Annotated in this window: 22 protein-coding genes; 18 read left to right on the plus strand and 4 right to left on the minus strand. The window is 60.8% G+C overall.

The genetic code is table 11. The features are described 5' to 3' along the window. Nucleotides 1-95: 95 nt before the first annotated feature. Together ABI796_RS10085 and rfbB are read right to left on the minus strand one after the other, a co-directional pair. Nucleotides 96-1,505, minus strand: coding sequence for a bifunctional dTDP-4-dehydrorhamnose 3,5-epimerase family protein/NAD(P)-dependent oxidoreductase (locus ABI796_RS10085; RefSeq protein WP_141283499.1), 1,410 nt, complete (start codon nucleotides 1,503-1,505; stop codon nucleotides 96-98). A gap of 3 nt (nucleotides 1,506-1,508) precedes the next feature. Continuing rightward, nucleotides 1,509-2,507 carry a dTDP-glucose 4,6-dehydratase gene (rfbB, locus tag ABI796_RS10090; protein WP_141283500.1) on the minus strand — a complete coding sequence of 333 codons (999 nt, stop codon included), beginning with the start codon at nucleotides 2,505-2,507 and terminating at the stop codon, nucleotides 1,509-1,511. Between the two features lie 53 nt (nucleotides 2,508-2,560). Here rfbB and rfbA point away from each other — a divergent pair, with 53 nt between their 5' ends. Next, complete coding sequence (gene rfbA / locus ABI796_RS10095) at nucleotides 2,561-3,427, plus strand: glucose-1-phosphate thymidylyltransferase RfbA (protein WP_141283501.1); 867 nt, start codon at nucleotides 2,561-2,563, stop codon at nucleotides 3,425-3,427. A gap of 23 nt (nucleotides 3,428-3,450) precedes the next feature. On the opposite strand, the gene ABI796_RS10100 is transcribed toward rfbA, so the two are convergent. Further along, on the minus strand, nucleotides 3,451-4,383 hold the full coding sequence (locus ABI796_RS10100) for an aldo/keto reductase (protein WP_141283502.1): 933 nt from the start codon (nucleotides 4,381-4,383) through the stop codon (nucleotides 3,451-3,453). Nucleotides 4,384-4,435: 52 nt separating this feature from the next. On the opposite strand from ABI796_RS10100, the gene ABI796_RS10105 reads away from it, so the two are divergent. Both ABI796_RS10105 and mshC read left to right on the plus strand, forming a co-directional pair. Then, nucleotides 4,436-5,269: an undecaprenyl-diphosphate phosphatase gene (locus ABI796_RS10105; RefSeq protein WP_141283503.1), complete on the plus strand. Its 834-nt coding sequence runs from the start codon at nucleotides 4,436-4,438 to the stop codon at nucleotides 5,267-5,269. 15 nt (nucleotides 5,270-5,284) lie between these two features. Continuing rightward, nucleotides 5,285-6,562, plus strand: a complete 1,278-nt coding sequence (gene mshC / locus ABI796_RS10110) for a cysteine--1-D-myo-inosityl 2-amino-2-deoxy-alpha-D-glucopyranoside ligase (RefSeq protein ID WP_141283504.1) — start codon at nucleotides 5,285-5,287, stop codon at nucleotides 6,560-6,562. A gap of 70 nt (nucleotides 6,563-6,632) precedes the next feature. Here mshC and ABI796_RS10115 read toward each other — a convergent pair whose 3' ends face one another. Further along, the gene (locus tag ABI796_RS10115) at nucleotides 6,633-7,538 is read right to left on the minus strand and encodes a PAC2 family protein (protein WP_141283505.1); all 906 of its coding nucleotides are present in this window, start codon (nucleotides 7,536-7,538) and stop codon (nucleotides 6,633-6,635) included. Nucleotides 7,539-7,568: 30 nt separating this feature from the next. Here ABI796_RS10115 and ABI796_RS10120 point away from each other — a divergent pair, with 30 nt between their 5' ends. The 15 genes from ABI796_RS10120 (at nucleotide 7,569) to tatC (ending at nucleotide 22,758) form a co-directional block, all read left to right on the plus strand. Next, nucleotides 7,569-8,381: an HAD family phosphatase gene (locus ABI796_RS10120; protein ID WP_141283506.1), complete on the plus strand. Its 813-nt coding sequence runs from the start codon at nucleotides 7,569-7,571 to the stop codon at nucleotides 8,379-8,381. Continuing rightward, nucleotides 8,382-9,548 carry a site-2 protease family protein gene (locus tag ABI796_RS10125; protein ID WP_141283507.1) on the plus strand — a complete coding sequence of 389 codons (1,167 nt, stop codon included), beginning with the start codon at nucleotides 8,382-8,384 and terminating at the stop codon, nucleotides 9,546-9,548. Between the two features lie 114 nt (nucleotides 9,549-9,662). Beyond that, nucleotides 9,663-10,727, plus strand: a complete 1,065-nt coding sequence (locus ABI796_RS10130) for a tRNA (adenine-N1)-methyltransferase (protein WP_141283508.1) — start codon at nucleotides 9,663-9,665, stop codon at nucleotides 10,725-10,727. Nucleotides 10,728-10,824: 97 nt separating this feature from the next. Next, nucleotides 10,825-12,633: a proteasome ATPase gene (arc, locus tag ABI796_RS10135; protein WP_174754532.1), complete on the plus strand. Its 1,809-nt coding sequence runs from the start codon at nucleotides 10,825-10,827 to the stop codon at nucleotides 12,631-12,633. Then, the gene (dop, locus tag ABI796_RS10140; RefSeq protein ID WP_141283509.1) at nucleotides 12,630-14,303 is read left to right on the plus strand and encodes a depupylase/deamidase Dop; all 1,674 of its coding nucleotides are present in this window, start codon (nucleotides 12,630-12,632) and stop codon (nucleotides 14,301-14,303) included. Before arc ends, dop begins: the two co-directional genes overlap by 4 nt. Before the next feature lie 119 nt (nucleotides 14,304-14,422). Then, nucleotides 14,423-14,626: a ubiquitin-like protein Pup gene (locus tag ABI796_RS10145; RefSeq protein ID WP_043806102.1), complete on the plus strand. Its 204-nt coding sequence runs from the start codon at nucleotides 14,423-14,425 to the stop codon at nucleotides 14,624-14,626. A 79-nt stretch (nucleotides 14,627-14,705) separates the two neighbouring features. Continuing rightward, entirely contained in the window at nucleotides 14,706-15,515 is an 810-nt protein-coding gene (prcB, locus tag ABI796_RS10150; protein ID WP_141283510.1) for a proteasome subunit beta, read from the plus strand. Between the two features lies 1 nt (nucleotide 15,516). Further along, a complete protein-coding gene (gene prcA, locus ABI796_RS10155) occupies nucleotides 15,517-16,224 on the plus strand; it encodes a proteasome subunit alpha (RefSeq protein WP_141283511.1) in 708 nt (235 codons plus the stop codon). Nucleotide 16,225: 1 nt separating this feature from the next. Next, nucleotides 16,226-17,590, plus strand: a complete 1,365-nt coding sequence (pafA, locus tag ABI796_RS10160; RefSeq protein ID WP_141283512.1) for a Pup--protein ligase — start codon at nucleotides 16,226-16,228, stop codon at nucleotides 17,588-17,590. A 128-nt stretch (nucleotides 17,591-17,718) separates the two neighbouring features. Next, on the plus strand, nucleotides 17,719-18,669 hold the full coding sequence (locus ABI796_RS10165; RefSeq protein WP_170224913.1) for an FKBP-type peptidyl-prolyl cis-trans isomerase: 951 nt from the start codon (nucleotides 17,719-17,721) through the stop codon (nucleotides 18,667-18,669). Nucleotides 18,670-18,738: 69 nt separating this feature from the next. Next, entirely contained in the window at nucleotides 18,739-19,134 is a 396-nt protein-coding gene (locus tag ABI796_RS10170) for an FKBP-type peptidyl-prolyl cis-trans isomerase (RefSeq protein ID WP_017200957.1), read from the plus strand. 96 nt (nucleotides 19,135-19,230) lie between these two features. Then, complete coding sequence (locus ABI796_RS10175; protein WP_174754534.1) at nucleotides 19,231-21,249, plus strand: YafY family protein; 2,019 nt, start codon at nucleotides 19,231-19,233, stop codon at nucleotides 21,247-21,249. A 9-nt stretch (nucleotides 21,250-21,258) separates the two neighbouring features. Further along, nucleotides 21,259-21,609 carry a hypothetical protein gene (locus ABI796_RS10180; protein ID WP_141283514.1) on the plus strand — a complete coding sequence of 117 codons (351 nt, stop codon included), beginning with the start codon at nucleotides 21,259-21,261 and terminating at the stop codon, nucleotides 21,607-21,609. 36 nt (nucleotides 21,610-21,645) lie between these two features. Next, nucleotides 21,646-21,915: a Sec-independent protein translocase subunit TatA gene (gene tatA, locus ABI796_RS10185; protein WP_141283515.1), complete on the plus strand. Its 270-nt coding sequence runs from the start codon at nucleotides 21,646-21,648 to the stop codon at nucleotides 21,913-21,915. Between the two features lie 6 nt (nucleotides 21,916-21,921). Next, the gene (gene tatC, locus ABI796_RS10190) at nucleotides 21,922-22,758 is read left to right on the plus strand and encodes a twin-arginine translocase subunit TatC (RefSeq protein ID WP_141283516.1); all 837 of its coding nucleotides are present in this window, start codon (nucleotides 21,922-21,924) and stop codon (nucleotides 22,756-22,758) included. Nucleotides 22,759-22,769: the final 11 nt, after the last annotated feature.

Raw genomic sequence — 22,769 nt, forward strand, 5'->3', positions numbered from 1 at the left:
CTGTGCCGCCGTGTCAACATGTTCATTTGAGTTGTCTCCCGGCCCCCTGCATGAGGCTGCCGTAGGGCTACTTTAGGACGTTTCGTCCTGCTCCGCTAGAGCTCCAGGCCCTTGAGGTACCTGGCCATCCCCAGGGTTGCCGGCGGGGGGTCAAAGCCGGAAGCACGGATTCGTGACAGGTCCAGCACGCTGCTGCGCGGCCTTGGGGCAGTGTTGGGTTGCGCGTATTCCGTGGTGCTGACGGGCCGCACCAAGGAAGGGTCCGTGCCCAGAAGGCGGTAAACATCGCAGGCTACCTCGTGCCATGACTGCGGCGTCCCGCCACTGCTGAGGTTATACGTCCCGTAGAGGGCTTTACTCTCAAGCAGGTGACGAATGCCCGCGGCGATGTCCTGGGCGAAGCTCAACCGCCCCCACTGGTCATCCACTACCGACGGAGAGGCGCCTTTCGCCGCCAACGATGCCATGGTTCGAACAAAGTTTCTGCCCTCGCCCACAACCCAACTTGTCCTGACGATGTAGTGCTTTGGCACTGCCGCTACCGCCGCATCACCTGCGGCCTTGCTCTGACCGTAAACTCCCAGGGGAGTGGGCACCTCATCTTCGACGTGGACCTCTGCTGTGCCGTCGAAAACGTAGTCACTGGATACATGGACCAGTGTCAGTGAATGCTCGACGGCGGCACGCGCCAAGCGGGAAACGGCAGTTGCGTTGATGCTCCAGGCAGCTGCGCGGCCTTCCGGCGTTTCGGCGGCATCTACGGCCGTGAAGGCCGCTGCATTAATGATTGTCGCGTAATCACCCCAGGTGACCGCCCGGTAAGAGTCCTCAAGGGTGATGTCGAACTGCTCACGGCCGAGGAAATGCACGGTGGAGTCACCAGCGAAGGCCTTCCGGAGAGCGGATCCCAGCTGTCCGTCCGCGCCAAGGACCAGGGTTCGCTTCCCGCTCATGGGTACAACGTCCTTCAGCCGTGGATGTTTCCTGTCCGGAGCGGAGATGACGGAACTCTCCAAAGGGATTGGCCACGGGACGGCTACGGACTCATCGGCAAGGTTGAGGAACGTGTAGTTCTTTTGCGACTCCACGCTCCAATGGTCGTTGACAAGGTAGGTATAGGCAGTGTCATCGTCCAGCGTCTGAAACGCATTGCCCACGCCGCGGGGAACGAAGACGGCCTCGCCCGGGGTCAGCTCCGCCGTAAAGAGCGTTCCGAACGCAGGGCCCTCACGCAAGTCCACCCAGGCGCCGAAGATGCGTCCCGAGGACAGCGAAATAAACTTGTCCCACGGCTCCGCGTGGATGCCGCGCACTGTTCCACGTGCGGCATTGAAGGAAATGTTGTTCTGTACCGGCCCGAAGTCCGGCAGGCCTGCAGCCAGCATCTTTGCCCGGTGCCAGTTTTCCTTGAACCAGCCTCGTTCATCACCATGAACCGGCAGATCAAGCAGCAGAAGGCCTGCAATGGTGGTGGTCCTCAGCCGCAGTGGCCGTCCCGGTTCCATGCTTCAGTGTCCTTGACCCGCGTATTTGGATTCCGTGGCGGCCTTCTGCGGGCGCCACCAGTGTTCGTTGTCCCTGTACCACTGGACCGTGTCAGCCAGTCCGGCCTCGAAATCCGGGAATCGAGGCGACCACCCGAGCTCCCTTCGAAGTTTGCTTGAATCGATGGCGTACCGGAGATCGTGTCCGGGCCTGTCCGTCACCAGGTCATAAGCATCACGGGGCTGACCGGCCAGCGAAAGCAGCATCTCCACCACCTCCCGGTTGGACCGTTCGCCGTCTGCGCCGATCAAGTAAGTTTCACCCAGGCGGCCACCCTCCAAAATGGCCAACACGGCCGACGAATGGTCCTGAACATGGATCCAGTCGCGAACATTGCGCCCGTTGCCATAGAGATGAGGGCGGTTTCCGTCCAGGATGTTGGTGATCTGCCGTGGAATGAATTTCTCCACGTGCTGGTAGGGGCCGTAGTTGTTGGAGCAATTGCTGATGGTTGCTTTCAGGCCGAATGAACGCACCCACGCCCGCACCAACATGTCCGACCCCGCCTTGGTTGCCGAGTAAGGACTCGTTGGCCGGTAGACGGAATTTTCCGTAAACCGGTGGGGATCATCCAAAGCCAGATCTCCATAGACCTCGTCCGTGGAGATGTGATGGAAGCGTTTGCCGTGCCGTCGCGCAGCTTCGATCAAGGTGAAGGTCCCTGCAAGATTCGTCTCCAGGAAGGGACGGGGATCCTCCAGGGAATTGTCATTGTGGGACTCTGCCGCGAAATGAACCACTGCATGAACCGATTCCGTGAGCTCGTCAACCAACACGGCGTCGCAAATATCACCCTTGATAAACGTGAAGCGCTCCGACTGCAATCCTGAGAGGGATTCAACGTTCCCGGCATAAGTGAGTTTGTCCAGGACCGTGACATGTTGCGTGGTGTGCTCCATGATGTAGTGGACAAAGTTGCATCCGATGAATCCGGCCCCGCCGGTGACAAGGATTCTCTGCATGGCCCTAGAGTAACCGCCCGCGGCTTTTGCGGGCATAGGTGAGGACGGCAGTTTTGCGAGGAATTGTTCTTGCAGGTGGAACGGGTTCCAGGCTCCATCCCATTACGCTGGGAATCAGCAAGCAGTTGGTTCCGGTCTTCGACAAGCCCATGATTTATTACCCGCTCTGCACACTGATGCTGGCGGGGATACGGGACATCCTGGTGATCACCACACCCGGGGACGCCGCCCAGTTCCAACGGCTCCTGGGAGACGGTGCACAGTTCGGCATCAACCTCAGCTATGCAGAGCAGCCAACACCCGACGGGCTTGCCCAGGCATTTATCCTGGGGGAAGACCACATTGGAAACGGCAACGTGGCTCTGATTCTGGGTGACAACATTTTCAACGGGCCCGGCATGGGCAACCAGCTCCGACACTACGCAGACGTCGACGGCGGTGCGATTTTCGGCTACTGGGTCAAGGACCCCTCCGCCTACGGTGTGGTGGAATTCGACGAACACGGAATGGCTGTTTCCATCGAAGAAAAGCCCACCGTTCCCAAAAGCAACTATGCCGTTCCTGGTCTCTACTTTTATGACAACAATGTGGTTGCCATGGCCAAGGACCTGCGGCCCTCCGCGCGGGGGGAACTGGAAATTACCGACATCAACAGAAGGTACATGGAGCTTGGCCGCCTGCACGTACAGAAATTCCCGCGGGGAACGGCCTGGCTGGACACCGGTACCTTCAGTGACCTGAACGATGCCTCAAACTACGTCCGAACCACCGAAAACCGTCAGGGTTTGAAGATCGGTGCTCCGGAGGAGGTGGCCTGGCGTATGGGATACCTCAGCGATGAGGAACTCCGCCAGCAGGCTGCCAAGCTCGCCAAAAGCGGCTACGGCAGCTACTTGCTGGATATCCTGGACCGCCAATAGCCGCAACTGTCCAGCAGCGTCAGTTACGCAGCTGAGACGTCTTCGAGTGCGCGCGCAATCTCTGCAGGAAGCGCCGACAGTTGAGCGTCCAGCAGTTCCTTGAGCTGAACAGCATTTCTGGGACCCACGATTGCCGTGGCAACACCTGGCCTGGCCAGCAGCCAACTGAGGGAAACGTCCATGGGAGTCCGGCCCAGCCCGCGGGCTGCCATGGCCACCGCTTCCACTATGCGGGACGCCCGAGGCTCAAGATACGGCTCAACGTAAGAAGTCAGGCGGCTTTGTGCGGCACGGGAATCGGAAGGAATCTGGCCACGGTATTTTCCGCTCAATACACCTCGGCCCAAGGGCGCCCACGCCATCAACCCCAGCCCGGCGTCTTCCACGGCGGGGATAAGCTCTTCCTCGGCCCTACGCTGAACAAGGGAATATTCGGACTGGTTTGCAACGAGTGTGAAACCGGCCACAGCCGCAGCTTTGGCGCTTTGCCAGCCGTTGTAGTTGGAAATTCCCACGTACCGGGCACGCCCGCTCCGCTGGGCAAGTTCCAAAGCGGACAGAGTTTCCTCCAAGGGCACATTCGGATCCCATTCGTGGGCAAACCAGATGTCGATGTAGTCGGTGCCAAGCCTGGCAAGACTGGCATCGAGGGCGGACAGCATTGCTCCCCGGGAGGCGTTGACGCTTCGCCTGGATTCCGAGGACGACACGCCGGCTTTAGTGGAAATCACAATCTCGGAACGGGCCACAACGTCACCAAGCATGGAACCCAGCATGGCCTCGGCCCGGCCTTGTGAGTAAGACGCTGCTGTGTCCACAACAGTGCCTCCGGCAGCAACGAATCCATGCAGCAGTTCCGCAGCGTCCTGCTCGTCAGTCTCCTGCGCCCAGGACATGGTTCCAAGGGACAATGAGGACACACGGAATCCGCTGTTTCCGACATAACGCTGCTGCATAGCAGTTAGCTTACGGGGAGTTGGGGGACTTCATGACGTAGGGTCTATTCACGTGAACTGGATAGAAGCAGCCTTGCTGGGCCTGGTGCAGGGCCTCACCGAATTCCTCCCGATTTCCTCGAGCGCACACCTGCGGATCGTCGGCTCATTCCTCCCGGGGGCAGCAGACCCCGGCGCCGCGTTTACTGCGATCACGCAGCTGGGAACCGAGACCGCAGTCATTGTGTACTTCTGGCGCGACATTGTTCGCATCGTCCGAGCGTGGTTCGGGTCCTTGACCGGAAAAGTGGAGCGCAACAATCCGGACGCCCGCATGGGGTGGCTGGTCATCCTGGGCAGCCTGCCGATCATTGTCCTGGGCCTGTTGTTTCAGGACCAGATCGAGTCAGTGCTGCGCAGTATGTGGATCGTGGCCACCATGCTGATCGTGTTCGGCATGATCCTTGCTGTTGCCGATGCCGTTGGCCGGCAGGAAAGGGATCTCACTCAACTGACTTACAAGCACGGCATCCTCTACGGTTTCGCCCAAGCCATGGCCTTGATTCCGGGGGTTTCCCGCTCCGGCGGCACCATCACTGCCGGTCTCCTCATGGGGTACACCCGTGAAGCCGCAGCCCGGTACTCCTTCCTCCTGGCCATTCCTGCCGTGTTTGGCAGCGGGCTGTACCAGCTCTACAAAACAGTGTCGAACGAAGGCCTGTCCGGTCCCTACGGCCTTCCGGAGACCGCGCTGGCTACAGTCATAGCGTTCGTGGTGGGCTACGTCATTATTGGCTGGTTCCTGAAGTTTGTCTCCACAAGGAGCTACCGGCTCTTCGTTTGGTACCGCATCCTGCTTGGCTTGGCACTGTATGTCCTGCTCGGTTTCAATGTGATCAGTGCCTAGCACTAAGGTTGAGTCGTGAAATCGTGGACCTCCCGCCCTGTACCTGAGCTGCCCGGCAGCCTGCCGCAACTACGGCTGTATGACACTGCCCTCGGCCGCGTGGTGGAGGTTGAGCAAGCGGCGGAGCAATCCATGTACGTCTGCGGCATCACTCCGTATGACGCCACGCATATGGGACACGCAGCCAGTTACGTGGCCTTCGATCTCCTGAACCGTGCCTGGCGCGACGCCGGTACCCGGGTCTCCTATGTCCAAAACGTCACGGACATTGATGATCCCCTCCTGGAGCGGGCCACGGCTACCGGCGTGGACTGGCGTGACTTGGCCCAGAGCCAGATCGAGCTGTTTCAGACGGACATGGATGCCCTGAACGTCCTGGCACCGAACCACTACATTGGTGCCGTTGAGGCCATCCCGGACATCGTTCCGGCTATCGAGCAGCTGATCGCCGACGGCGTGGCCTATCGCGTGGCCGGCTCCGAAGGAGAACCCGACGGCGATGTCTATTACGACGTCGAGACAGCTGGCAAGCGCTCGGACGCCACAGATGCCTGGACGCTGGGAGATGTCTCCGGCCTTAGTGAAAAGGAAATGCTTGAGCTGTTCGCCGAGCGCGGCGGAGACCCCGCCCGGGCCGGCAAACGCCATGCCCTGGATCCCTTGCTGTGGCGGGTTGCCCGCCAGGGTGAGCCGAGCTGGCCCGGCGCCACCCTCGGCGACGGCCGGCCAGGTTGGCATATCGAATGTACGGTGATCGCCCAGAAGTATCTCCCCGCACCCTTCACCGTTCAGGGTGGTGGCTCGGACCTGGTGTTCCCGCACCACGAAATGGGCGCCGGCCACGCCTACTCACTCTCCGGCGTTCCCCTTGCACGCCACTACGCACACGCAGGCATGGTGGGCCTGGACGGGGAGAAGATGAGCAAGTCCAAGGGCAACCTTGTCCTTGTCTCCAAGCTTCGCGCAGCCGGTGAGGAACCCGCGGCGATCCGCCTGGCCATTCTCGCCCATCACTACCGTTCTGACTGGTCATGGACCGAAGCAGAGTTTGCCCAGGCAAAGGAAAGGCTTCAGCGGTGGCGCGCTGCCCTGGAACAGGCCCCTGCCGGATCTGCTGCGGCCCTGATAACGGCCATGCGGAAGGAACTCTCCAACGACCTCAACGCTCCGGGTGCCATTGCCGCCGTGGACAACTGGGCAGCGGAAGCACTGAACGGGGGCACGGACGCCTCAGCGCAGGATGCCGCGCTTGTTACTGATGCCGTTGATGCTTTGCTCGGAGTTGAGCTTTAGAGCAACCCAACAAACGGCAACGGCCCCGACAATCGCGTCGGGGCCGTTGCTGTTGGAGAAAAACAACCTCTTAGGGCCGCTCTTTGCCGCGCCGTTTCAGGTACCGCTCGAATTCACGGGCAATGGACTCACCGGATGCTTCCGGCAGGTCGGCTGTGTCCTTGGCTTCTTCGAGCTGCCGCACATAGGCAGCAATTTCGGGGTCCTCTGTTGCGAGTTCATCCACTCCGCGTTCCCAGGCTTCGGATTCTTCGGCCAACGCCTGGCTGTCCAAGGGAACCTGTAAAAGGTCCTCGATCCTGTGCAGGATGGCCAACTGCGCCTTGGGGGAGGGCGGCTGGGCAACGTAGTGGGGAACCGCCGCCCACAGCGAGACCGTAGGCAGCCCTGCCAGCATCGCGAACTCTGCAAGCACTCCCACGATGCCCACCGGCCCTTCATACTGCGAGGCTTCCAAGTTGAGCCGTTCCCGCAGGGAACTGTCTTCAGTGGTGGTGCTCACCGGAATCGGACGGCTGTGGGGGACATCAGCCAGTAGAGCACCTACCAATATCACCGAGTCCACTTTGAGTGCTTCAGCGTGAACCAGTAGTTCGGTGGTGTAAGCGCGCCACCTGTATGAGGGTTCGGTCCCCAAAACCAGGACAACGTCCACATTGCTGTCAGGAACTTCAGCCTTGTAAATCCGCGTCGAAGGCCATTTCACCTTCCGCGCACCCGAGGAGGTACGCCGCACGGTGGGTCGCGTGAACTGGAAGTCGTAGTACTCCTCTGCGTCCACAGTGGCAACCTTCTTGCCGTCCCAGAGCTTGTTCAAGTAGTGCAGTGCATCGCTGGCGGCCTCACCGGCGTCGTTCCAGCCCTCAAACGCGGCGAGCATTACTGTGACACGCTGGCCGTCCACGGGTTCCTTGAGGAAACGCTCGGGCTCCGCGGTGATGTCCTGTCCTTCGGGGGTCCCGTCCACACTGTTCATCCACTCACCCTACGTCCAAGACCCTCATGGATGCATGGCATTTCACACCGAAGCGTGTCCGCGATTCGCCCACAGCGCAACCGGCGCACGGCCGCCCGCCAGGTTCCACGTAGACTGGAAACCATGCATTCCTCACCCGGTCAGCCCCTCCTCAAAGCCGTGCTCTGGGATATGGACGGCACACTCGTAGACACCGAACCCTATTGGATCGCGGCCGAGCGTGCGCTGGTTGAGTCCCACGGCGGGACCTGGACCCACCAGCAGGCCATGCAATTGGTGGGCCAATCCCTGCTGCATTCGGCGGCCGTTCTTCAGGCCGCGGGTGTCCAGCTTGAGGCCCGCGAAATCGTGGACACCCTCAGTGCTGAAGTCATCCACCAGGTCCGCAAGGAAGTACCCTGGCGCCCCGGCGCCCGCGAACTGCTCGATGACCTCCATGAGGCAGGCATTCGCTGCGCGTTGGTGACCATGTCCGAGGGCCCCCTTGCCGGTGTGGTGGTAGAGAGTCTTCCCAAGCCCTACTTCGAGTTCATGGTCACCGGCGATTCCGTGACGAATGGCAAACCGCATCCGGAGGCCTATCTCACAGCGGTGGAGCGGCTCAGGCTTGATGACCCCACGGTGAGCATCCATCACTGCGTCGCCCTCGAGGATTCCATCCCTGGCGCCACCGCGGCCATCGCATCGGGAGTGGTCACGGTAGGGATTCCCCATCAGGTGCCCCTGCCGGAGGACCCCCGGATGATCATGTGGCCCACTCTGCAGGGCCGTACAGCACCTGATCTCCAAAAACTGGTGGCTGAGCGCTTCGCCGCAACAAACCTGCTCGAAGGGGCCAACTAGGTGACCAGCCCGTCCGCCCCTCATCCCTCGCACAACAAAAAACGTGACGGAATTCCCTTGGGGAAGATTGCCGGCGTGCCGGTCTACCTCGCGTACTCGTGGTTTGTCATAGCAGCCATCACCGTGGTGTTCTACGGCCCGTTCATCATGGATTTCATACCGGGGCTTGGCAACTGGGCCTACCTCGTTGGCTTAGCGGTCGCATTGCTCCTGGCGTTATCGGTTCTTGTCCATGAGCTCGCCCATGCCCTCAGTGCAAAAGTCTTCGACTGGCCCACTGAGAAAATCGTCATCAACCTTTGGGGCGGACACACGCAGTTCGAGAACTTCACTGCTTCTCCCGGGCGGTCGGTGGTTGTAGCGTTGGCCGGCCCGGCCTCCAACTTCGTCGTAGCCGCTGTGATGTTCGCGATCGACTCTGTTGCCCAGTTCAAGGGCGTGGCCGGAACACTGACGGACATAGTGGTGATGGCCAACCTGCTGATTGGAATCTTCAACATTCTTCCGGGGATGCCACTGGACGGGGGTCGTTTGGTTGAGTCTGCGGTATGGAAGGCTACGGGCAGCCAGGACAAGGGCACCATCGCAGCCGGCTGGTCCGGGCGGATCATTGTGGTGGCTCTTGTCATCTGGTTCATCGTCGTCCCGTTCCTGAGGGGGCAATGGCCGGATCTGATGTACACCACGGTCACAGTGCTCGTCTGCGGTTTTCTCTGGATGGGCGCTTCCAGCTCCATCCACCACGCGAAGCTCCGCAGCCGCCTTTATCTGGTCAGTGCCGCCGGTCTGGCCGAACCTGCAGTAGGGGTGCCGAACTCAGCCACAGTGGCCGATGTCCTGGACATTTCACCGGCCGGAAGTCCCGCCGTCGTTATTTGCGGCCCGGACGGCAGACCCCAGGGAGTGGTGGACTTCGGTGCAACGCTCGCTGTGCCGGCCGCATCTGTCATGACGACGCCGGTCACGGCAGTCGCGCACGCTTTGGCGGCTGGGGCTTATGTGCCTGAATGGTCCAAGGGGCAGGAATTGATTCAGTACCTGGCTCGTCTGGACGGCGGCGAATACGCTGTGGTTGACCACAACGGAATCGTCACGGGACTGCTTCGGCAGCAAGCGGTAGTGACTGCCATTACAGGTAAAGAAGCACGCAGGAGCGGACGCGCCTGACTGCGATGCCGGTAGAGTTACATGCCGGCGGATATACACAACAGACCCATTGTTTTTGGCGCCCACCGCCGGTCACGCACCGCGGCCCAGCCGTACAGGATTGAGGAACACCACATGAGCAGCGAAACCGCCGCCCCCACAGCAAGCACAGGCACTGACGAGGCAGCCAACGGCTCGCCCGCACAGCCCATGGGAGCTGCGCGACGCCGGGGGCCTTTCCGTGTGGGTGAGCGGGTCCAGCTCACGGACGAGCGCGGGCGGATGAACACCATCACCCTGGAAGTTGGCGGCGCTTTCCACACTCATCGGGGCTTCCTGAACCATGATGAAATCATTGGCAAGGTGGATGGGTCGGTGGTCAGCAACAACGTTGGCCAGCAGTACCAGACCTTGCGCCCGTTGCTCTCCGACTTCGTGCTGTCCATGCCCCGTGGTGCGGCAGTGGTGTACCCGAAGGACGCCGCCCAGATTGTCACCATGGCGGACATCTTCCCCGGTGCGCGGGTAGTGGAAGCAGGCGTCGGCTCGGGCGCCCTCTCCATCTCGCTGCTGCGTGCAGTGGGCGACGGCGGTTACCTCCACTCGTTTGAACGGCGCGAAGAATTCGCGGACATCGCCCGCGGAAACGTCGAAACCATCTTTGGTGGCCCGCATCCTGCGTGGCAGATCTCCCTGGGCGACTTCCAGGACGAGGTTGTCAAAGCCGAAGCCCCGGGTTCGGTGGACCGCGTGGTTCTTGACATGCTCGCTCCGTGGGAGTGCTTGGACGCTGTGGCCACTGTCCTGGCTCCCGGCGGCGTCTGGATCAACTACGTAGCCACCGTCACCCAGTTGTCCCGCACCGCCGAAGCGATCCGCGCTGATGGCCGCTTCACCGAGCCGGACGCCTGGGAATCCATGGTTCGTGGCTGGCATCTGGAGGGCTTGGCTGTCCGCCCGGACCACCGCATGGTGGCCCACACAGGCTTCCTTCTGGTCACCCGCCGCCTGGCTGAGGGTGTGACCGGAATTTCCGTGAAGCGTCGTCCCTCCAAGACTGAGTTCAGCGAAGAGGACCTCAACGCCTGGACGCCTGCATCCGTGGGGGAGCGGGCCGTCTCTGACAAAAAACTGCGGCGCGCGGCACGTGACGCCATTGCCGGTACCAATGTTCAGGATGACCCCCCAGTCACAAACTGACAAAGGTCACAATAGGGTTCGCATTCCGAATGTCACCCAGCACCCTGAGCTTTTCGGGACTAAGGTCTTGTTAAGCGCAGGAAGGGGCTGATGAATCGTGGATACGTCAAACAACGACCTTGGACGGCCAACGCCGGAAGATGCCAACGGCCAAGCGGAGAATACGGCAAACCGGAGGCTTGGCGCTGTTCAACCGCCGGAGACCTCCAGTGAACTGACGGTTGCCGAGCGGCAGATCAATATCCTTCGGGACAAGCTTCGCCACATCGACCGCCAGTTGGCTGCCGCAACCCAGAACAACAGCAAGCTTGTCAGCATGCTGGAGACGGCGAAGGCCGAGATTCTTCGGTTGAAGGGCGCGTTGGAGCAGGAGGGTCAGCCTCCTTACAGCTTCGGCACCGTAGTGCAGATCAACCCGAGGAAGCAGCCCGCTGCCGGCAGTTCAGGACAGGCGGCCACTGAAGAGTCCGTGGACATATTCAACGCCGGGCGCAAGATGCGTGTTGGCATCAGCCCCCTGGTGAACCTCAACCAGCTTGCCGTCGGGCAGGAAGTTCTGCTCAATGAGGCCTTGCTGGTAGTTGCGGGCCTCGGCTACGAACGTGCCGGCGAATTGGTAACGCTGAAGGAAATGCTGGGCAAAGACCGTGCGCTGGTGGTTGGCCGTGCCGATGAAGAGCGTGTGGTCCGGTTGTCCGGGGCTCTCCAAAGCGTTCATTTGAAGGTTGGGGACGCCCTGTCGCTCGATTCACGGACCGGCTATGCGCTGGAGAAAGTCCCGCGCGCAGAGGTAGAGAACCTGGTCCTTGAAGAAGTTCCGGACATTACATACCAGGACATTGGCGGCTTGGGCCCGCAGATCGAGCAGATCCGCGATGCCGTGGAGTTGCCGTTCCTCCATCCGGACCTCTACCGCGAGCATGGCCTGAAGGCACCCAAAGGCATTTTGCTTTACGGCCCTCCGGGTTGCGGAAAAACCCTCATTGCCAAAGCAGTGGCCAACTCCCTTGCCGCCAGGGCCGCGGAACGCGCCGGGAACACCGATCTCAAGAGCTACTTCCTGAACATCAAGGGCCCAGAGCTCCTGGACAAGTATGTGGGCGAGACTGAACGCCACATCCGGCTGATCTTCTCCCGGGCACGTGAAAAGGCCTCGGATGGCAGCCCAGTGGTGGTCTTCTTCGATGAAATGGACTCGTTGTTCCGCACCCGCGGTACGGGCGTTTCCTCGGACGTAGAAACAACCATCGTGCCTCAGTTGCTCAGCGAGATCGATGGCGTGGAGCGGCTGGACAACGTGATTGTCATCGGCGCCTCCAACCGTGAAGACATGATCGATCCCGCAATCCTTCGTCCCGGTCGTCTTGATGTGAAGGTAAAAATCCAACGTCCGGACGCTGAAGCTGCGGCCGACATCTTCGCCAAGTACATCACCACTGACTTGCCCTTCCACCCGCAGGATCTGGCGGAGTATGGTGGCGATGTACAGGCCACCGTGGATGCCATGGTCCAGCGCACGGTGGAGGCCATGTATTCCACTGAGAAATCCAACGAGTACCTGGAGGTCACCTACGCCAACGGTGATACCGAGATGCTGTACTTCAAGGACTTCAACTCCGGTGCCGTGGTCCAGAACGTTGTGGACCGTGCCAAGAAATACGCCATCAAGGATCTGCTGACCACTCAACAAAAGGGTCTGCGGATCGATCACCTTCTCCGGGCCGTTGTGGACGAATTCCGTGAGCACGAGGACATGCCCAACACCACCAATCCGGACGACTGGGCAAGGATCTCCGGCAAGAAGGGCGAAAGGATCACTTACATCAGGACCATTGTTCAGGGCAAGGCGGGCCAGGAGCCTGGCAAGTCGATCGAAACCACAGCCAACACGGGTCAGTACCTATGACAGCAAGGCCCGAGGGAACATCGGCAGAGTCACTTCCCGTAGGCGGCGCCATGCGCGTCATGGGCTCGGAAACTGAATATGGGATTCACGCGCCATCAGCTCCGGGGGCCAACGCCACCATGATGTCGGCCCGCATCATTCAGGCCTATGCAACGGTGACCCGGCAGCGTGCAGCCGGCGGGGCGGAGACGCGGTGGGACTACACGGATGAGGAACCCCTGCACGATGCCCGCGGTTGGACCCTGGAAAGGGCCGCGGCAGACCCGAGCCAACTGACGGACCAACCGCCGGTGCTTGACGCCGAGGCTGTGGCCCTTGCCTATGGCCGCCAGGAGTTGGAACTGGACGGTGCCGACGAGTCCGGGTCCTTGTTGATGAACATGGTCCTTGGCAATGGTGCGCGACTCTATGTAGACCATGCGCACCCTGAGTACTCCAGTCCGGAGGTCACCAACCCCCGCGATGCCGTGGCATGGGACGCCGCCGGTGACCTGGTGGCTTTGGCTACCGTCCGGAAGGTCGCGTCCGACGCTTCCCTCCCGGCGATCAATCTGTACAAGAACAACACCGACAACAAATCTGTGTCCTATGGCTCGCACGAGAATTACCTCATGCCCCGTTCGGTGCCTTTCGGAGACATCATCCGGGGGCTCACTCCGTTCTTCATCTCCCGTCAGGTTATTTGCGGAGCCGGCAAAGTGGGGCTGGGGCAGGACAGCTCAACGCCCGGCTACCAAATCAGCCAACGGGCGGACTTCTTCGAAGCAGAAGTGGGGCTGGAAACAACCATCAGGCGCCCCATCATCAATACCAGGGACGAACCACACGCAACAGCGGACAAGTACCGCCGACTCCACGTAATTATTGGAGATGCCAACCTCAGCCAGGCTTCAAACTTCCTGAAGTTCGGAACCACAGCCATGGTCCTGAGCCTCATAGAGGCGGGGCAGGCGCCCAAAATAGAGGTCCATGAACCGGTCCAGGCGCTCCAGTCGATCAGTCATGACACCACACTGACCGCAACCGTCAGGCTTCTGGACGGCAGGCGGGTGACAGCCCTGGATCTTCAGTGGATGTTCTACGAGGCAGCGGCCAAGTTGGCCCAGGAGACCGGAGTGGCGGATTCGGTCGCCGGAGATGGCCACACGCATCAGGTTCTCTCCCACTGGGAGTCCACGCTGGCAACTTTGGGGACCAACCCTGATGCCGCGGCCTCAACAGTTGAATGGGTAGCCAAGAAATCACTTCTTGAGGGATACCGAAACCGCGACGCCTTGGCGTGGGATGATGCCCGGCTGGGCCTTGTGGACCTTCAATGGTCCGATATCCGGCCGGAGAAGGGCCTCTATTACAGGCTCCTGTCCAGAGACCGGATGATGCGCATTGTGGACGACGCCGACATCACCCGGGCGGTGACCGAACCGCCGTCGGACACCCGGGCTTACTTCCGGGGGCGGTGCGTCTCCCGCTTCGGCAAGGACGTTGTGGGTGCGAGCTGGGACTCGGTGATATTTGATGTTCCGGGCCTGGGAAAGCTGCAGCGGGTGCCTACGCGGGAGCCTTTGAGGGGAACCCGCGCTTTGACCGGTGCGCTCTTTGACCGCCACGCGGACGCCGCTTCATTCCTGTCCGAATTGTTGGGTCAGGCGCCGCCCCCGGCCAGGAGTTGACCGGTGCCCGCCACGTGATTATCCGACGCCGGCCAAAGCCATCCGCAGGACCGGTCAGCGTGGCAATATGGCATTAGGAAGTCTCCGTCCTCAGGAGACTGACAGTAGGGAGAAAGAAAATGGCAGCACAGGAGCAACAACAACCGCAGTCACGGGAAACCGAGACCGAAGTGGACGTACCGGAGGCACCACCGGCAGCACCGGAGGCGCAGGCCTCGGAAGCGACGCAGGGTGTGGATGACCTTCTCGACGAAATCGACGGCGTTTTGGAATCCAACGCCGAAGAGTTTGTCAGGGCGTTTGTCCAAAAGGGCGGCCAGTAGGCGGAACCGCCAGAGGATGTACTGCCCGGCCGGCGTGAGGCCGCCGGGCATCGGAATGCAGAGTCGAAGGAGTGCAGCAATGCAGGACCCATCAGCCGGCCCCCTGGCCACCCAGGCAACGTCTTCTTTCACGGAGCATCTTCAACGCTCGCGGCCCGAACTCCTTCCCTTCAATCAATCCTTACCCGCCGGCACGGTGCCTCCTTCCCCCCATGCCACCACCATCGTGGCGTTGACATACGCCGGTGGCGTGCTGATGGCCGGAGATCGCCGCGCCACCATGGGCAACATCATCGCCAGCCGACATATTGAGAAGGTCTTTCCAGCGGACGAGTATTCAGTTCTCGGGATCGCCGGTACGGCCGGCCTGGCCATTGACATCACCCGGCTTTTCCAAGTGGAGCTGGAGCACTATGAAAAAATCGAGGGCACACTCCTCAGCCTCGTCGGCAAGGCCAACCGCCTGGGTGCCATGATCCGGGGAAACCTGCCCATGGCAATGCAGGGGATGGCAGTCGTTCCTTTGTTCGCAGGCTTCGACCACGGCTCAGGTGTGGGCCGTTTGTTCTCCTATGACGTCACAGGCGGCAGGTACGAAGAACAGGAACACCACTCCGTGGGTTCAGGGTCCGTATTCGCCCGTGGTGCCCTGAAGAAGTTGTGGAAGCCGAACCTGTCCGAAGAAAACGCGGTAGCCGTTGCTGTTGAAGCGCTTTACGACGCCGCCGATGACGATTCCGCCACTGGTGGACCTGACCCCGTCCGCCAGTTGTGGCCGGTGGTTTACACCGTCAACCGCTCCGGCAACAGGCGCGTCCCTGAACGTGATTTGGCCGCTGTTGCCGGTGCAATCGTTGAAGCGCGGGCCGCCGCCGGACGGGAGGCCTGATATGACTCAGCAGTTTTACGTCTCGCCCGAGCAGTTGATGAAGGACCGTGCGGACTTCGCACGGAAAGGCATCGCCCGTGGGCGTTCAGTGGTGGTCATCAGCTGCGCCGATGGGATTGCGCTCATCGCAGAAAACCCTTCGCCTTCGCTGCACAAGATTGGTGAAATCTACGACAAAATTGCTTTCGCCGCAGTAGGAAAGTACAACGAGTTTGAAAGCCTCAGGCAAGCAGGGGTCCGCTACGCCGACGTCCGCGGGTACTCCTACGATCGCGAGGACGTCACCGCGCGCGGCCTGGCCAGTGTCTATGCCCAAAGTCTCGGCGCGGTGTTCACGGCCGAGCAGAAGCCCTTCGAAGTGGAACTGGCTGTGGCCGAGGTTGGTTTCACCCAGGAGCAGGACCACCTTTACCGCCTGACCTTTGATGGATCCATCGCCGATGAGAACGGCTTTGTGGTCATGGGCGGGCTCGCTGACCAGATTTCCGACGTCGTCAGCGGGGCTTGGGAGCCGGAGCTCACGTTGGCGGGGGCCATGCAACTGGCTCTGCGCGCACTGGCCACCAATAAGGAAGTAGACGAACTGCCCGCCACCGCGGTAGAAGCCGCGGTGCTGTACCGCGCATCGGAAAGCAACCGCGGGTCCCGTAGAGCGTTCCGACGGCTGCTGCCCGAGGACATGACCCGGTTGCTCACAGAGGAGAGCTGAGATGGATAAGCGGATATTTGGCATCGAAACGGAGTTCGGAATTTCCTATTCGAGCCCCGATTCCCGTCCTTTGGCGCCTGAGGAAGTGGCCCGTTATCTCTTCCGCAAAGTGGTGAGTTGGGGCCGGTCGTCCAACGTTTTCCTCACCAACGGCTCGCGGCTCTATCTGGATGTGGGCTCTCACCCGGAATATGCCACCGCGGAATGCGACGACCTCGCCCAACTTATAGCCCACGACAGGGCGGGCGAGCTCATTTTGGACGACCTCGTGGATGAGGCCCAGGCGCGGCTCGCCGCCGAAGGGTTCAACGGCACGGTGTACCTGTTCAAGAACAACACGGATTCTGCGGGCAATTCCTACGGCAGTCATGAGAACTACCTCATACCTCGTCGCGGCGAGTTTTCCCGCCTTGCCGAGATTTTGATTCCGTTCCTGGTGACGCGGCAACTGATTGCGGGCGCCGGAAAAGTCCTGAAGACTCCCCACGGGGCCACCTTCGCATTCTCCCAGCGGGCGGACCACATCTGGGAAGGAGTGTCCTCGGCCACCACAAGGTCCAGGCCCATCATCAACACACGCGACGAGCCGCATGCGGACGCAGAATTTTATCGCCGCCTGCATGTCATTGTGGGTGACTCCAACATGTCCGAGACATCAGCTTTGCTGAAGGTGGGCACCGTTGACCTCATCCTTCGTATGATCGAGGCCGGCGTCATCATGCGTGACATGCGCATGGAGAATCCCATCCGCAGCATCCGCGAAATCTCCCATGACCTTACCGGCCGCGCCCTGGTCCGCCTGGCCAACGGCCGGCAACTGACCGCTTTGGATATTCAGCGCGAGTACCTGAACAAAGTCACTGAATTCGTCGCCGCAAATGGTGCCCACAACGCCCATGTACCCCTCATTCTGGACTTGTGGGAGCGTACGCTGAACGCCATTGAGAGCGGGGACACCAGCACCATTGACACCGAAGTGGACTGGGCCATCAAGAAGAAACTCATGGATGGCTACATGCGCCGGCACGACCTCAGCCTGGACTCACCGCGCATCGCCCAACTGGACCTCACCTACCATGACATCTCACGGCAGCGCGGGATCTTTTTCCTGCTCCAGGCCCGCGGTGCAGCACGCAGGCTGGTGACCGAAACCGACGTCAAGGATGCGGTGGATGCACCACCGCAAACAACGCGGGCAAAATTGCGGGGAGACTTTGTGCGCAGAGCACAGGAGCTGGGCCGCGACTACACGGTGGACTGGGTGCACCTGAAACTCAACGACCGCGCACACCAAACCATCCTGTGCAAGGATCCGTTCCGGAACGTTGACGAGCGGGTGGATGCCCTCCTGGAGTCCATGGGCTGAAGGCCTTTATAAGCTGGCTCCCAGCTTCACGGGCTATTCTGGATAGTGGTCTCTTCCCGAGATACGCCCTGCTTGGATGTGCTACGCGCCTTTCCGAGTGTCCCTTTGCCCCGACGAAAGTGTCTTTTGTGCGCCGACTCCTAGCAATTCTCCTTCCCGCCCTGCTGCTGATCACCGCGTGTGGAGGTGGTGACACCCCGGCCGCTGAGCCCACCAGCAAATCAGTAGGCGATGTTTCCAAGCTCGACTCCCTGAAGGTCACGGACAACGGAAATGACAAAGCACCCGGCATTGAATTCTCCAAGCCCCTTGCAGTGACTGGACCCACCGTCAAGGTTGTCAAAGAAGGCGATGGCGAACCCGTCAAAATGGGTCAGATCGCCGAGCTGGTCTTTGTCATGGTCGATGGCACCGATGGCAAAACGCTCGAGGACGGCTACACCAAGGGTCCTCAGGCAATCGAACTCTCCGAGCAGATGAAGCCCGGAAATGAGCTGATCTTTGACGCCATCATCGGAGCCAAAGTGGGCAGCCACGTGGCCATTGCCGCTCCGGGCAGCTCCAACGCTTCGGGCGGCTCCACTGCTTCGGCACCTGCTTCCTCTCAGCTGGTGGTCTTCAAGATCGCCTCCGCAAAGGACGCCCCCGGTCTGCTGAGCAAGGAAGAGACCGATCAGCTGGACAAGGACGGCAAGCTTCCCAAGGTAACTTTTGACGACAAGGGCGCTCCTTCGGTGGAAATCCCCAAGACTGATGCTCCGTCTGGACTTTCCGTGAAGGTCCTTTCCGAAGGCACCGGCGAGGAACTGAAGGACTCCGACACGATCAACGCCAACTACACCGGCTGGCGCTGGGAGGACAGCACCAAGTTCGACTCCAGCTATGACCGCGGCGAGGCCGCCACCTTCGGCCTGAACCAGGTCATCAAGGGCTGGACGCTCGGACTGACAGGCCAGAAGGTTGGCTCGAAGGTTCTGCTGACCATTCCCGCGGATCTGGCCTATGGTGCAAACGCTGCCGCACAGGGCAAGCCTGCCGGCCCCTTGGTGTTCGTCGTGGAAATTACCGGCAAGAAGTAAAACCCTTCCACGGGTTCTGGCTAAGCTGGTTCCTGACATCCATCCGTTCCCCGACAATTAGGAGCATCCATGTCATTTGGACAGCGTGACTTTGACCGCACCAAGCCCGAGATCGACTTCCCCGAAGGCGACGTCCCCACTGACCTCGTCATCACGGACCTGATTGAGGGCACGGGCCCCGAGGCCAAGGCCGGGGACACCGTATCCACCCACTACGTGGGCGTTGCCTGGTCCACTGGTGAAGAATTCGACGCTTCCTGGGGTCGCGGCGCTCCGCTGGACTTCCGCGTTGGCGTCGGTCAGGTCATTCAGGGCTGGGACCAGGGCCTCCTGGGCATGAAGGTAGGCGGCCGCCGTCGCCTGGAGATCCCTTCGGAACTCGCTTACGGTTCGCGTGGAGCTGGTGGAGCCATCAAGCCGAACGAAGCTCTGATCTTCGTCGTTGATCTCGTGGCTGTCCGCTAGGACCTCTGCTTTTTTGCAAGGCGCGTTACCTTCCGGTTTCACCGGTCGGTGACGCGCCTTGCTGCTTTCCCGCTGGTATTTAGTAACGTAGCAACCGTGTCCGCATCCCGCACCGAACGTCTCCTGAACCTTCTCCTGGCTTTGCTCAATACCAAAGTCGGCCTTCCACGTGCCGTACTGCGCGAAAAGGTCTATCACGATTCGGCGGACAACGATGTCGCCTTTGGACGAATGTTTGAACGCGACAAAGTGGATCTTAAGCAGTTCGGCTTTGAGATCGAAACCTTGATGGATCCCCGCAACTTCGGCGCGGACGACCCCGCCTCGGCGCGGTACCGGATCGGCAAGGACTCCAACCGGTTACCTGATGTGAGCCTGACTCCGGCGGAAAGTACCGTCCTGCTGCTCGCTGCCCAGCTGTGGGAACGCGCCGCACTGGGTTCGGCCGCAGCCAACGCTGTCCGTAAATTGCAGGCAGCCGGCGGCTTCAGGGACGTAGACCTCCCCGCAGGAGTGCAACCACGGATCAAGCCAGCCGGACAGGCTTTCGACGACGTCGTGGCGGCCATGCATGGTAAGCACCCGATCCGCTTCGGCTACCAGGCGGTCAGTACCGGGCGGGAGGAAGTCCGGGAAGTGGAGCCCTGGGGACTGGGCAGCCGTTTCGGTCAGTGGTACCTCGTGGGCTTGGACCGGGGGAGGGGCGCCAAGAGGGTCTTCAGGCTCTCCAGGATGACCACGGCAATAAGTGTCCTCACCACCGGCAGCTTCCACCCACCAAAGGACTTCAACGCCCGGGCTGAACTGGATGAGCTCAACGAGCTCCCCGTCCGGCAGGCAACCCTGGTGATTGATAAGGACAAACTGCTGGCTTTGCGGAAAAAGGCCACATCACTTCAAGACGCCCCGGATGAAAGCGGCCGCGACCGGATAACAGTCGATTTCCGGGACCCGGAGCAGCTGGCCGAAGAGCTTGCCTCCTACGGGCCCCACGTCAAGGTGACCGGCCCCGCTGAACTGAGTGCCGCCGTCGTGCGCCGCCTCCAAGCCGCCGCTGACTTTGACGACGCGCCGCTGCCACCCCTTGAGTTTCCCGAGGCAGGCCGTGCGCCACGGGCCCGCAAACGTACCTCCGAGGACCAGCTGGCCAGGATGCTGCAGCTGGTGCCGTTCCTTGTCCACCACCAAGGCCTGCACATCCAGGAAGTTGCTGATCATTTTGGCATCAGCCGCAAGGCGTTGATCGACGACTTGAAAATCCTTATCTGTTCGGGACTGCCGGAGGGCTATCCGGATGACCTTCTGGACATTCAGTGGGAGAACGATCACGTCTACATCTCCGAACACCTGGATTTGAACCGGCCCGTGCGCTTCAGCGAAGAGGAAGCAGCAGCCTTGTTGACCGGCCTGGCCATGCTGGGGGACCTGCCTGCTCTGGCCGGCGTGCCTGAAGACGGGTCCGGCAGTGCGCTGGAATCGGTCACCATCAAACTCACCGGTGCCGCTGGGGAAGCTGCACGGCTGGCCGGTTCCGTGTCCGGCCAATCGGTGGCACCTGAACAGGCGCAAGCTTTTGCCGCAATAACCCAGGCCATCCGCGAAGGCCGGCAGTTGAGGCTCAGGTACTTCTCCTTGCAAAGGGACGAGGTGACCGAGCGCGATGTTGATCCCCTTCGCCTCTACTCCTTGGACAGCACGTGGTATTTCGAGGCTTACTGCCACAGCAAGGCAGGCGTGAGAAACTTCCGCCTGGACAGGGTGGAGTCCCTGGAGCCCAATGGCCGGGCTGTGTCCGGTTCGGCAACTGCCGGACAGGACTTCCCGGCCAGGCTGTTTACCCCGGGAGAGGACGACGTCCTGGTGTGCCTGGAACTGACCCGTCAGGGCGCGGGACTGGCGGATGACTACTATGCCGAACGTACAGCCCCACTGCCCGACGGCGGTTTGCTCGCCGAGGTGAGGTTTGGCGACGCCGGCTGGCTGCCAATGTTCGTGTCCCAACATGGGGGTTCGGTCCGGATTCTTGAACCGGAGTCCTTGCGCCAGGAGACCCGGGCGTGGATCGACGCCGCTTTGGTGCAGTACGACTCACCAACTGGGACCAAGGCTGGCTAGACTACTCAAATGCCTTGGTGGTTCTGGATCCTGTTGTGGATCGCGCTTATAGCTCTTTCATTGCTCCTTTTTCTGACATTGGGGTACCGCCTGTACAGGAAATTCATGGCGACTGTTCATGAACTGGCCGCCGCGGGTAAACGTTTCAGCAATCTTCCTGCGCCCCTGGAAACCTCCGACGTTGAAGCCGTGGAACCGCGGCCGGAACCGGGCTCCGCCATTTTTGCCTCGCCGGATCAGATGCGTCATGATTACCTGACGGCCAAAGCCTTCCGTCAGGAAGTTCGTCGTCAACGGCGCGTCAAGCGCAAAGCCGGGCGGGGTCAACCGCAGTCCCTGCACGACATTGAATTCAGATAGACGTAGGATGTATCCAAAAGGAAAGGACCTCCCCACATGAGGCTCGAAGGCTGGCATCTCATCATCATCATCGTTCTGGCTCTGGTGCTCTTTGCAGCGCCGAAGCTGCCGTCCATGGCGCGCAGCATTGGGCAGTCGATGCGTATTTTCAAGTCTGAAGTCCGTGAGATGAAGAAGGATGGTTCTTCTGAAGCCAAGGACTCCCAGGACTCTTCCAACCCCGTAGAAGGCAAGGTTGTAGGCCACCCGGACGTCAACACAAAGAACAACGGCGAGACAGACGTACCGCCCGCTAACCGCGTCTAAAGAGAAGTGGTAGAAACGAAGGGGCGCAAAGCCAACCCCGAAGCCCGGATGGCGCTCCTGGATCACCTCAAGGAGCTGCGAAACCGGCTCTTCAAGGCTGCAATCGGCGTCATAGTGGGAACAGTGGTGGGCTTCATTGTCTACCAGCCTCTGCTGGAAGCATTAATCAAGCCGATCAAGGACCTCAACGAAAAAGAGGGACGCTCCGCCACGCTGAACTTCGATGGCGTGGCGAGTTCCTTTGACCTCATGGTCCAGGTCTCTGTCTTCCTCGGCGTGATCCTTTCGAGCCCCATCTGGATTTACCAGCTGTGGGCGTTCATTGTCCCCGGGCTTCACAAAAAAGAGCGGCGCCTGGCGCTGTCCTTCGTGGCGGCGGCTGTCCCTCTGTTCATTGGCGGCGTGCTGCTGGCGTGGCTGGTGCTGCCCAACGCCGTGAGGGTGCTGACTGACTTCACTCCGGTGGGCGGTTCAAACTTCATCAGCGCCGAAATCTACCTGGCCTTCGTCCTCAGGCTCCTGCTCGCCTTCGGTATCGCCTTCCTGGTCCCGGTGGTCCTTGTGGGGTTGAACCTTGCTGGAATCGTCAAGGGAAAGCAACTCATCAAGAGTTGGCGCATCACGATCTTCCTGGTTTGCTTGTTTGCTGCGATGGCCGCTCCGGGCGCCGACGCCATGAGCATGTTCTATCTCGCAGCACCCATGCTGATCCTGTTCTTCGCGGCCATTGGTATTTGCGTGTTGAATGACCGGCGCCGTGAGCGCAGGGCCATCAAGCGGGCCGCTGAAACTGAAGCAACGGCCGACATCGCAACCCCGGCAACAGATCTGGAGAATCTCTAGACCTTGGCCCA

The sequence above is a fragment of the Paenarthrobacter aurescens genome, from assembly GCF_041549525.1.
In the GTDB taxonomy this organism is placed as follows: domain Bacteria; phylum Actinomycetota; class Actinomycetes; order Actinomycetales; family Micrococcaceae; genus Arthrobacter; species Arthrobacter aurescens.

What these genes read in the sequence shown, in the direction of transcription:
- ABI796_RS10085 (WP_141283499.1), bottom strand. Translation starts at nt 1,505, where the DNA reads ATGGAACCGGGACGGCCACTGCGGCTGAGGACCACCACCATTGCAGGC.
- rfbB (WP_141283500.1), bottom strand. Translation starts at nt 2,507, where the DNA reads ATGCAGAGAATCCTTGTCACCGGCGGGGCCGGATTCATCGGATGCAAC.
- ABI796_RS10100 (WP_141283502.1), bottom strand. Translation starts at nt 4,383, where the DNA reads ATGCAGCAGCGTTATGTCGGAAACAGCGGATTCCGTGTGTCCTCATTG.
- ABI796_RS10115 (WP_141283505.1), bottom strand. Translation starts at nt 7,538, where the DNA reads ATGAACAGTGTGGACGGGACCCCCGAAGGACAGGACATCACCGCGGAG.
- ABI796_RS10120 (WP_141283506.1), top strand. Translation starts at nt 7,569, where the DNA reads ATGCATGGCATTTCACACCGAAGCGTGTCCGCGATTCGCCCACAGCGC.
- ABI796_RS10130 (WP_141283508.1), top strand. Translation starts at nt 9,663, where the DNA reads ATGAGCAGCGAAACCGCCGCCCCCACAGCAAGCACAGGCACTGACGAG.
- dop (WP_141283509.1), top strand. Translation starts at nt 12,630, where the DNA reads ATGACAGCAAGGCCCGAGGGAACATCGGCAGAGTCACTTCCCGTAGGC.
- ABI796_RS10145 (WP_043806102.1), top strand. Translation starts at nt 14,423, where the DNA reads ATGGCAGCACAGGAGCAACAACAACCGCAGTCACGGGAAACCGAGACC.
- prcB (WP_141283510.1), top strand. Translation starts at nt 14,706, where the DNA reads ATGCAGGACCCATCAGCCGGCCCCCTGGCCACCCAGGCAACGTCTTCT.
- prcA (WP_141283511.1), top strand. Translation starts at nt 15,517, where the DNA reads ATGACTCAGCAGTTTTACGTCTCGCCCGAGCAGTTGATGAAGGACCGT.
- pafA (WP_141283512.1), top strand. Translation starts at nt 16,226, where the DNA reads ATGGATAAGCGGATATTTGGCATCGAAACGGAGTTCGGAATTTCCTAT.
- ABI796_RS10170 (WP_017200957.1), top strand. Translation starts at nt 18,739, where the DNA reads ATGTCATTTGGACAGCGTGACTTTGACCGCACCAAGCCCGAGATCGAC.
- ABI796_RS10180 (WP_141283514.1), top strand. Translation starts at nt 21,259, where the DNA reads ATGCCTTGGTGGTTCTGGATCCTGTTGTGGATCGCGCTTATAGCTCTT.
- tatA (WP_141283515.1), top strand. Translation starts at nt 21,646, where the DNA reads ATGAGGCTCGAAGGCTGGCATCTCATCATCATCATCGTTCTGGCTCTG.